The organism is Streptomyces prasinopilosus (assembly GCF_001419695.1).
Classification (GTDB): Bacteria; Actinomycetota; Actinomycetes; order Streptomycetales; family Streptomycetaceae; genus Streptomyces; species Streptomyces prasinopilosus.
Window position 1 is genome coordinate 1 of sequence record NZ_LIRG01000293.1, and the last position, 7,930, is coordinate 7,930.

Annotated in this window: 9 protein-coding genes and 1 pseudogene; 4 read left to right on the forward strand and 6 right to left on the reverse strand. The window is 74.8% G+C overall.

Annotated features, from left to right (window positions below; all coding sequences use genetic code 11):
• From AOK18_RS13495 to AOK18_RS13505, 3 genes are all read left to right on the forward strand, one after another.
• A partial coding sequence (locus tag AOK18_RS13495; RefSeq protein ID WP_055694509.1) for a hypothetical protein occupies positions 1-453 on the forward strand: 453 nt, incomplete at its 5' end.
• A 59-nt stretch (positions 454-512) separates the two neighbouring features.
• Positions 513-935 carry an acyl-CoA thioesterase gene (locus tag AOK18_RS13500; RefSeq protein ID WP_055572944.1) on the forward strand — a complete coding sequence of 141 codons (423 nt, stop codon included), beginning with the start codon at positions 513-515 and terminating at the stop codon, positions 933-935.
• Positions 936-1,319: 384 nt separating this feature from the next.
• Positions 1,320-2,300, forward strand: coding sequence for an alpha/beta fold hydrolase (locus AOK18_RS13505; RefSeq protein ID WP_055694503.1), 981 nt, complete (start codon positions 1,320-1,322; stop codon positions 2,298-2,300).
• Between the two features lie 155 nt (positions 2,301-2,455).
• On the opposite strand, the gene AOK18_RS13510 is transcribed toward AOK18_RS13505, so the two are convergent.
• From AOK18_RS13510 to AOK18_RS13535, 6 genes are all read right to left on the reverse strand, one after another.
• Positions 2,456-3,835, reverse strand: coding sequence for an 8-oxoguanine deaminase (locus AOK18_RS13510; protein WP_055694504.1), 1,380 nt, complete (start codon positions 3,833-3,835; stop codon positions 2,456-2,458).
• A gap of 141 nt (positions 3,836-3,976) precedes the next feature.
• On the reverse strand, positions 3,977-4,897 hold the full coding sequence (pucL, locus tag AOK18_RS13515) for a factor-independent urate hydroxylase (protein WP_055694505.1): 921 nt from the start codon (positions 4,895-4,897) through the stop codon (positions 3,977-3,979).
• Positions 4,898-4,900: 3 nt separating this feature from the next.
• Positions 4,901-5,308: a hydroxyisourate hydrolase gene (gene uraH, locus AOK18_RS13520; RefSeq protein ID WP_055694506.1), complete on the reverse strand. Its 408-nt coding sequence runs from the start codon at positions 5,306-5,308 to the stop codon at positions 4,901-4,903.
• 13 nt (positions 5,309-5,321) lie between these two features.
• Entirely contained in the window at positions 5,322-5,849 is a 528-nt protein-coding gene (gene uraD / locus AOK18_RS13525) for a 2-oxo-4-hydroxy-4-carboxy-5-ureidoimidazoline decarboxylase (protein WP_055694507.1), read from the reverse strand.
• A 167-nt stretch (positions 5,850-6,016) separates the two neighbouring features.
• Complete coding sequence (locus AOK18_RS13530) at positions 6,017-6,385, reverse strand: helix-turn-helix domain-containing protein (protein ID WP_055694508.1); 369 nt, start codon at positions 6,383-6,385, stop codon at positions 6,017-6,019.
• Positions 6,382-6,633, reverse strand: coding sequence for a hypothetical protein (locus AOK18_RS13535; RefSeq protein WP_074993917.1), 252 nt, complete (start codon positions 6,631-6,633; stop codon positions 6,382-6,384). The genes AOK18_RS13530 and AOK18_RS13535 overlap by 4 nt, the downstream gene beginning before the upstream one ends.
• Positions 6,634-7,320: 687 nt before the next feature.
• On the opposite strand from AOK18_RS13535, the pseudogene AOK18_RS13540 reads away from it, so the two are divergent.
• Positions 7,321-7,930 (forward strand): annotated as a pseudogene (locus tag AOK18_RS13540) (Acg family FMN-binding oxidoreductase); the annotation flags it as partial.

Genomic DNA, 7,930 nt, shown 5'->3' on the forward strand with positions numbered 1-7,930 from the left:
GGGCGGCGAACACTCCGCCGGAGGCCCCGCCGCCGGAGGTCCCGCCCTCCGGCGCCGGGCCGCTCCGGCGGAGTGTTCGCCGCCCCCTCCTCCCCGCCGGCCCGGGCGCGCGAGGTGCGGAGCGCGTGGCAGGGGCTGCTGGAGTTGCGGCGCATGTCGCACCCGGACGGTGCCACCGACCGGCCCTGTGGCTGGGAGCGCGGCCATCTCGTGCAGGCCGCCGCGCTCGCCCTGGAGGCCGCCGGACACCGCCCGGCCGGTGCGGACGCCGGGGCCGGCGGTTACCGGGTGCGGGAGACGCCGCAGCCGGAGGCCGTCGCCGTGTACGAGGCCGAGGGCGAGGCACTGCGGGCCTGCGCGGCCACCCTGGAGGGGGCCGGCTGGCAGGTCGGGGAGTACACGGAACCCCGGACGCGGATCCGGTACCTGCTGGCCTCCCCGCGCCGCGCATGAGGGCGCATGCCAGGATCGGTGCTCGGCACAGCGAACCGAACAGGCACGAAGGGGCAGCAGTGAGCGAGCCGTTTTCCGTCCGGGTGACCGTGCGCGGATACGAGACCGATGTGCAGGGCCACCTCAACCAGGCCGTCTACCTCAACTACGCGGAGCACGCGCGCTGGGAACTGCTCCACAGGGCGGGGCTCACGCAGGCCGTGCTCGCCGCACGGGGCGTGGGGCCGGTCGTCCTGGAGACCACCATCCGCTACGCGCGCGAACTGCTCGCCGGTGAGGAGGTGGAGGTGACCTGCGCCTTCTCCTGGGGCACCGGCAAGACGTTCCGCGTCGAGCAGGTGATCACCAAGGCGGACGGCACGGTCTCGGCCGAGATCACCGGCGTCGCCGGCGTGCTGGACCTCGGACGGCGCAAGCTGCTGCCGAGTCCGCAGGACGTCTTCGGCGAGCTGGCCGGGAAACCGGAGCTCCTGGGCCTGTAGGACCGGTGGACGGCACGGCGGTCTCCGGACCCCGGCGGGCGGGGCCGGGCTCGTCCCCGGCACCCGCGCCTCGGGCGGAACGACCGAGCCGCCGGGATCCGTGCCGGGGCTGTGTTCACGAGGAGCGGCAGGCGTCCGCCTCACCGGGAGGCGGCCGGTCGCGGGCGGACCCGGTGTTCACGAGAACGGAAGGCGCTCCCCGCGGCCGCGGCCGCGAGGAGCGGACAACCGGCCGCGTCGGCGCCACCCCCGCGGGCCGGGCTTGCCGAACCGGCAAACGGACTCGGCTCCCCGACGGTGCCTCGCGCATGATCGGCGCAGAACCAGCGGTACGGCGGACGGGAACCGGTCCTGGCGCAGGCCGGCCGGTCCGGGAGGAGACGCATGGCACAGCACAGCTCGGAGATCACGCACCGGTCGGTTCCCTCGCCGGGAGGCCGGATCCACCTCGTCGAGCGGGGAACCGGTCCGCTGGTGCTGCTCGTCCACGGCTTCCCGGAGTCCTGGTACTCCTGGCGCCACCAGTTGCCGGTCCTGGCGGCGGCGGGATACCGGGCGGTCGCCATCGACGTGCGCGGCTACGGCCGCTCCTCCAAGCCGGCTGCGGCGCACGCGTACCGGATGCTCGATCTGGTGGAGGACAACGTCGCGGTGGTGCGCGCCCTGGGCGAGGAGTCGGCGGTGGTCGTCGGCCACGACTGGGGCGCCACCGTCGCCGCGTACTCGGCGCTGCTCAGGCCGGAGGTCTTCCGCTCGGTGGGATTGCTGAGCGTTCCCTACACCCCGCGCGGCGGGCCCCGCCCGACAAGCGTCTTCGCCCGGATGGGCGGGGACGAGGAGTTCTACGTCTCGTACTTCCAGGAGCCCGGCCGCGCCGAAGCCGAGATCGAACCCGATGTACGCGGCTGGCTCGCGGGCTTCTACGCAGCGCTGTCCGCCGACACCATGCCCGCGGCCGACGCTCCGGACCCGCACTTCGTCAGCAGGGGCGGGACGTTGCGCGACCGGTTTCCCGCCGGCCGGCTGCCCGGCTGGCTCAGCGAGCGGGACCTCGACTTCTATGCCGCCGAGTTCGAACGCACCGGTCTGACCGGCGCGCTGAACCGCTACCGGAACATGGACCGCGACTGGGAGGACCTCGCCGCCTTCGACGGCGCCCCCGTCCCCCAGCCCTCGCTGTTCGTCGGCGGCGCTCTGGACGCCTCCACGACCTGGCTGGCCGACGCGATCCGCGCCTACCCGGACACGCTTCCAGGCCTGGTCTCCTCCCACGTCCTCGACGGCTGCGGCCACTGGATCCAGCAGGAACGCCCCGCCGAGGTGAACCGGATCCTCACCGACTGGCTGGCCGCGCTGCCTCGCTGAAGCACTCGCGCAGGGCCGTCCGGCACTGTCGGCGCTGTCGCACCACGTGACCGTCATCGTTCCCGGCCCTGGCTCCGCCGCCGCCCGAACCGTGGTCGAGGTGCTGCTCGTCCTCGCGGCCGAAGCCGGGGCCGGGCCCCGTGCCGCGTCCGCGTTCAGCCCCGCGCCGTGATCTCGGCCAGCCGCCGGGCCTGCGCGCGGGTGGTGCGGGCGATCTCGTCCTCGTCGGCCGTGCGCAGCCGGCCGTCCTCCACGATCCGGCGGCCGTTGACGAACGACGCCGTGACCGGCGCCGGCGCGCCGAGGACCAGTGCGGCCACCGGGTCGGCGATGGAGGCGTGGGCGAGGGTGTCCATCCGCCACAGCACCAGGTCGGCGAGCTTGCCCGGCTCCAGTGAGCCGATCTCCGCCTCCCGGCCCAGGACCCGGGCCCCTCCGTGGGTGCCCAGGCGCAGTGCCCGACGCACCGTCAGGGCCGTCTCGCGGTGCGGGCCGAGGCGGGCCACGAGCAGGGCGTTGCGCAGTTCGGTGTGCAGTTCGCCGGACTCGTTGGACGCGGTGCCGTCCACGCCGAGGCCGACCGGGACCCCGGCGGCCAGCAGGTCGGGTACGCGGGCGATCCCGGCGGCGAGGCGGGCGTTGGAGGAGGGGCAGTGGGCGACGCCCGTCCCGGTGCGGGCGAGGGCGGCGATGTCGGAGTCGTCCAGGTGGACGCAGTGCGCCATCCACACGTCCTCGCCGAGCCAGCCGGTGGACTCGAAGTAGTCGGTCGGCCCCATCCCGAACCGTTCGTGGCAGAACTTCTCCTCCTCCACCGTCTCCGACCCGTGCGTGTGCAGGCGCACGCCGAGACCGCGGGCCAGCTCGGCCGACCGCCGCATCAGTTCGGTGGACACGGAGAACGGGGAGCAGGGGGCCACGGCGACCCGGGTCATGGCGTCGAAGGAGGTGTCGTGGTGCTGCCGGACGGTCTCCTCGGTCGCGGCGAGGGCGTCCTCGATCGTCTCCACGGCGAAGTCCGGGGGCAGGCCGCCGTCCTTCTCGCCGCGGTCCATCGAGCCGCGGGCCAGGGTGAACCGGACGCCCAGGTCGCGGGCGGCGTGGACGAGGGCGCCGGACAGGTCGCCGGAGCCGCGCGGGAACACGTAGTGGTGGTCGGCGGCGGTGGTGACGCCGCCGCGGGCCATCATCGCGAGGGAGCCCCGGGCGGCGGCGTGCACCATCGGCTCGTCGAGGCGCGCCCACGCCGGGTACAGCGCGACGAGCCAGTCGAACAGGTTCCGGTCGGTGGCCAGGCCCCGGGTGAGCCACTGGTAGAAGTGGTGGTGGGTGTTGACCAGGCCGGGCGTGGCCAGGTGTCCGGTGGCGTCGATGCGGTGGACGACGTTCTCCAGGCCCTCGGGGGCCCTGCCCCCGCCGAGCGACTCGATGCGGCGGCCGGCGAGGACGAGGTACCCGGAGGCGTGCTCGGTGTCCTCCGCGTCGACGGTCGCGATCGCGCAGTTCTCGATGACGGTGCGCCGGACTGCTTCCATGGTTCGTCTCCCCACTCGCTCCGCGGTTCTCTCCGCTCTCGCGTTCCCCCGGTTCTCCCCGTTTCCCCGGTTCTCCGGTTCTCCGGTTCTCCGGTTCTCCGGTTCTCCGCGTTTCTCGCGTTCCTCCGGTTCCCCGCGTTCTCAGAGGTTGGTGAGGTCCGCCGGGATGAGCGCCTCGCAGCCCTCGCGCAGGACCGTGGCCTCGATCAGGCCGTAGGGGCGGTCGGCGGCGAAGTACACGGCGCCGTCCGCGCCGTCGCCGTCGGGCCCGGAGGGTTCCGGGTCCACCTGGAAGTGGTGGCGGTTGGGGAGGGAGAAGCGGACCTCGTCCACCTCGTCGCGGTGCTCGATGATCCGCGCGCCCATCCGGTACACCGTCTGCTGGAGGGACAGGGAGTACGTTTCGGCGAAGGCCCGGAGGAGGTGCCGCTTCGTGTGCTCGTAGGACGTCTCCCAGTCGGGCATCGCCTGCCCGTCCTCGGTCCAGTTGAACCGCCAGCGGGCGGTGACCGAGGTGGCGAGGACGCGGTCCCGGGTCTCCTCCAGGGTCGTGTACCGGTCCCTGGCGAAGCCGTGGAACTCGGAGTCGGTGGAGTTCAGCACCGCCAGGTCCCTCAGGCCCGAGACGACCTCCCACCGCTCGCCGTCGTAGGTGACCTGCGCGAGCCGGGTCTCCTGGCCCCTGCGGACGAAGGAGTGCTCGCCGCGCTCCCGCCGGTGGGCGCCGGAGGTCGCGATCCTGTCCCAGGCGTACTCCTCGATGCGGACGCGGGCCCGGTGGAGGGGCTCCTGGGAGGTGACGAAGTGCCGGGCGAGGTGGATGCCGAACTGCTCGGCGGACTCGATGCCGTGCTCCCTGGCGAAGGCGAACACGGTGTTCTTGGTGGTGTCGGTCGGCAGGACGTTGGCGTTGGAGCCGGAGCGGTGGACGTCCTCCATGTCGCCGGACAGGGCGACGGAGACGTTCAGGTCCTTGATGTGGTGGGTGGCGCCGTCGCGCGTGATCCTGACGACGCGGACCTCCGCCTTGCCGTACTGGTTCTGGCCGAGCATCGTGGGCATCCGCTAGCTCCCTCGGTATACGGAGTAGCCGAACGGGCTGAGCAGCAGCGGTACGTGGTGGTGCTCGCCCGGTACGACGGCGAACGTGACCGCCACCTCCGGGAAGAACGCTCCGGTGCCGCCGCCCCGGTGCGCGGGGGCCTCCCGCCGCGCACCGGGCGGCCCGTCGGCGGGGGGTGGCTCGAAGTACGGCTCCACGGCGAAGTCGAGCCGTACGTGGGTGGTGCCCTCCGGCAGCGCCGGGAGGTCCGCGCACCGCCCGTCCGTGTCGGTCGCGGAGCCGCCGAGGGCCCGCCAGTGCCCCTCCCGGCCCGAGCGGGCGGAGAGCCGGACGCCGACGCCCCGGGCGGGGCGGCCGACGCTGGTGTCCAGGACGTGCGTGGACACGGAAGCGGGGTGCTCGGTGCTCATGCGGACACTGCTCCTAGGGGTGTCGGGGCCGCCGGTCCGCTCCGGCCAGCCGGGCCAGGCGTACGCGGTTGATCCTCCCCAGCTCGGTGCGGACCGTCTCGCGCTCCCGCTCCGGCGTGTTGCCCAGGCGCCGCCTGGCCGCGTCGCGCATCTGCTCGCCGGTCCGGCCGGTGGCGCAGATGAGGAACACGTGGCCGAACTTCTCCCGGTAGGCGAGGTTCAGGTCGCGCATCTCCGCCTTGAGGCGGTCCGGCGCGGCGGCCATGCCGCTCTGTTCCCGCGCCGAGGCGGGGTCGCCGGGCCGGGGCCCGCCGATCGGCGGGTGCCCGGCCAGCGCCTCGTCGAGGTCCGCCGCGGTCAGCCCGCCGGTGGCCGCGTCGGCGGCTGCGTACAGGGCGTCGACGGTCGGGTACGGGCGGCCGGCGAGCAGCCGCCGGGCCCACGCCGTGGAGGCGCACACCTCGTGGAGGGCGGCGAGGGCCGCGCTCTCCTCCAGGGCGTTGAAGCGGGCCAGGCCCCGCGGCGTGGAAGCGGACGTCACAAAACCCTCCCCCGGCCGGGAACGGCCTTCCTGTGCAACGGGCGTGCGGTCAGCTAACGCCGCCCGGACCGCCGCGTCAACAGTTTGTTGAAGGCGCGGTGGCCCGACCGCCTCCGCGCACCGGCCCGAGTCCCTCGGGTGCCCCTCGGACACCGTTCGGATGCCCCTCAGGAGCCTTTCTCCCGGTTGAGGTAGTTGTAGACGGTGAAGCGGCTGACGCCGAGCGCGCCCGCCACCGTCTCGACACCGTGCCGGACCTCGAACGCGCCGCGCGCCTCCAGGCTCCGCACGATCTCCTGCTTGGTCCTGCGGTCCAGGCCGGCGAGGGGCCCGCCGTGCCGGCGCTCCAGCGCGGCGAGGAGGTGGTCGAGGGATTCGGCGAGCCGGGGCAGGCGCACGGCGACGGCGTCGACGCCCTCCCAGGCGAGGACGACGTCGTCGGGTCCCGCCTCGCCGGGCGGGAGCAGCCGCCCGCCCATGGCGTCGACGAGCGGCCTGACGGCGGCGACGAACGGCTCGTCCGCCCCGGCGCTCATCCCCCGGCCTCCGCGATCACGTTGACCTGGAGCGAGATCCGGGTCGCGCCGGCCTCCAGGCCGCGGCGCAGCAGGGCGTCCACGGCGGCGAGGACCGCGTCGGCACCGCCCTCGGCGGTGTTCCCGAACGGCCCGACGTCCACCGAGTCCAGTGCCGCCCCCTCCACGGCCTCGCGGGCCGCCACCGCGTGCGCGGGCGTCTCGTCCAGGTCGAAGGGCTCGGTCGTGAACTCCACTCTCAGTCGCACTGCGCCCCCATGGCGTCGGTTCCGGCCCGCTCGTTCTCGCCGCCCTCCGGCCGCGGGGGCGCGTCCGGGGCGCCCTCCCGCCGGGCCGCCGGACGAAAGGTGCGCCCCGCCCCGCCCCGGGCCGGCGCTCCGGCCCGGCGAAGGAGGTGCTCCGGACGTCCGGACCCGTCGCGGCGCGGGCGTGCCCCCGCCGCTCCGTCCCGACCTTAACGAATCCCCCCTCGGCGATCAGCGGGACCGGGGGGCGGATTCGTCCGTCACCGGGGGTTCCGGCGCGGGCGGGACCACCCGGGCGGCGGTCACCGGCTCCATGGCGTCCGCCGCCGTCCCGTACGACACTGGAGGGTGTACCGGGTCCGCCTCTCCGAGGACCCGGCGCGCCCCGCGGTGCCCGCCGCTCCCGTCCGGGGGCACCGCACCCCCTCCGCGGTGTACGCGGACCCGGAGCGGACCGGCGCCCGTCCCCCGCGTTCCCCGGCGGTCTCCGTCCACCCGGACGAGGCCACGGGCCCGGGGCGTACGCGCCGTCGGTCCCGCACAGGCCGTCACCGGACCCGACGGGGTACGGCACACGCCCGCACCGCGTCGTGGGTCGGGGTGAGCGCCACCGGTGGGCGGCGACCCGTCCCGTACAACCGCGCAGGGCGCCGCGTCACTCCGGCCGACCAGTGAGCGGGAGGCTCTCCTGTGAACCGACAAGCACTGCCGGACGAGCGCGTGACGGCCCTCGTCCAGGACGCCGTCGCCGCCCCGTCCATGCACAACGCACAGCCGTGGCGCTTCGGCTACTTCCGCGGCAGCCGCACCTTCCACGTGCGCGCGGATCCCGACCGCGTCCTGCCGCACGCCGACCCGGACCTGCGCGCCCTGCACCTCGGCGGCGGAGCCGCCCTGCTGAACCTGCGGGTCGCGCTCGCCCACGAGGGATGGCACCCGGCGGTCCGGCTGCTGCCCGACCCGGCCGACCCGGCGCTGCTGGCCACCGTCCACCCGACCGGTCCCGAAAGCGGCGGGAGCCCTCTGCCCGGGCTGTACCCGGCGATCCACCGGCGGCACAGCAGCCGCTTCCCCTTCGAGGAGACGGAGATCCCCCCGGAGCTGCGCACGGCCCTGGCCGACGCGGCCCGCGAGGAGGGGGCGACGCTGGCCTTCCCGTCCTCCTGGCACCTGCAGCAGGTGCTGGAACTGCTGGAGGAGGCCGAGGCACGCAACCTCACGGACCCCGGCAGCGGCCAGGACCTCGCGCAGTGGACCCGCACCGGTGCCCCCTCGGGGGAACCGGTGCGGGTCCACTGCG

Bases quoted from the DNA above. Each gene is read 5' to 3' on its own strand.
- AOK18_RS13510 (WP_055694504.1), bottom strand. From the start codon at position 3,835: ATGGAAGCAGTCCGGCGCACCGTCATCGAGAACTGCGCGATCGCGACC.
- AOK18_RS13530 (WP_055694508.1), bottom strand. From the start codon at position 6,385: ATGAGCGCCGGGGCGGACGAGCCGTTCGTCGCCGCCGTCAGGCCGCTC.
- AOK18_RS13505 (WP_055694503.1), top strand. From the start codon at position 1,320: ATGGCACAGCACAGCTCGGAGATCACGCACCGGTCGGTTCCCTCGCCG.
- pucL (WP_055694505.1), bottom strand. From the start codon at position 4,897: ATGCCCACGATGCTCGGCCAGAACCAGTACGGCAAGGCGGAGGTCCGC.
- uraH (WP_055694506.1), bottom strand. From the start codon at position 5,308: ATGAGCACCGAGCACCCCGCTTCCGTGTCCACGCACGTCCTGGACACC.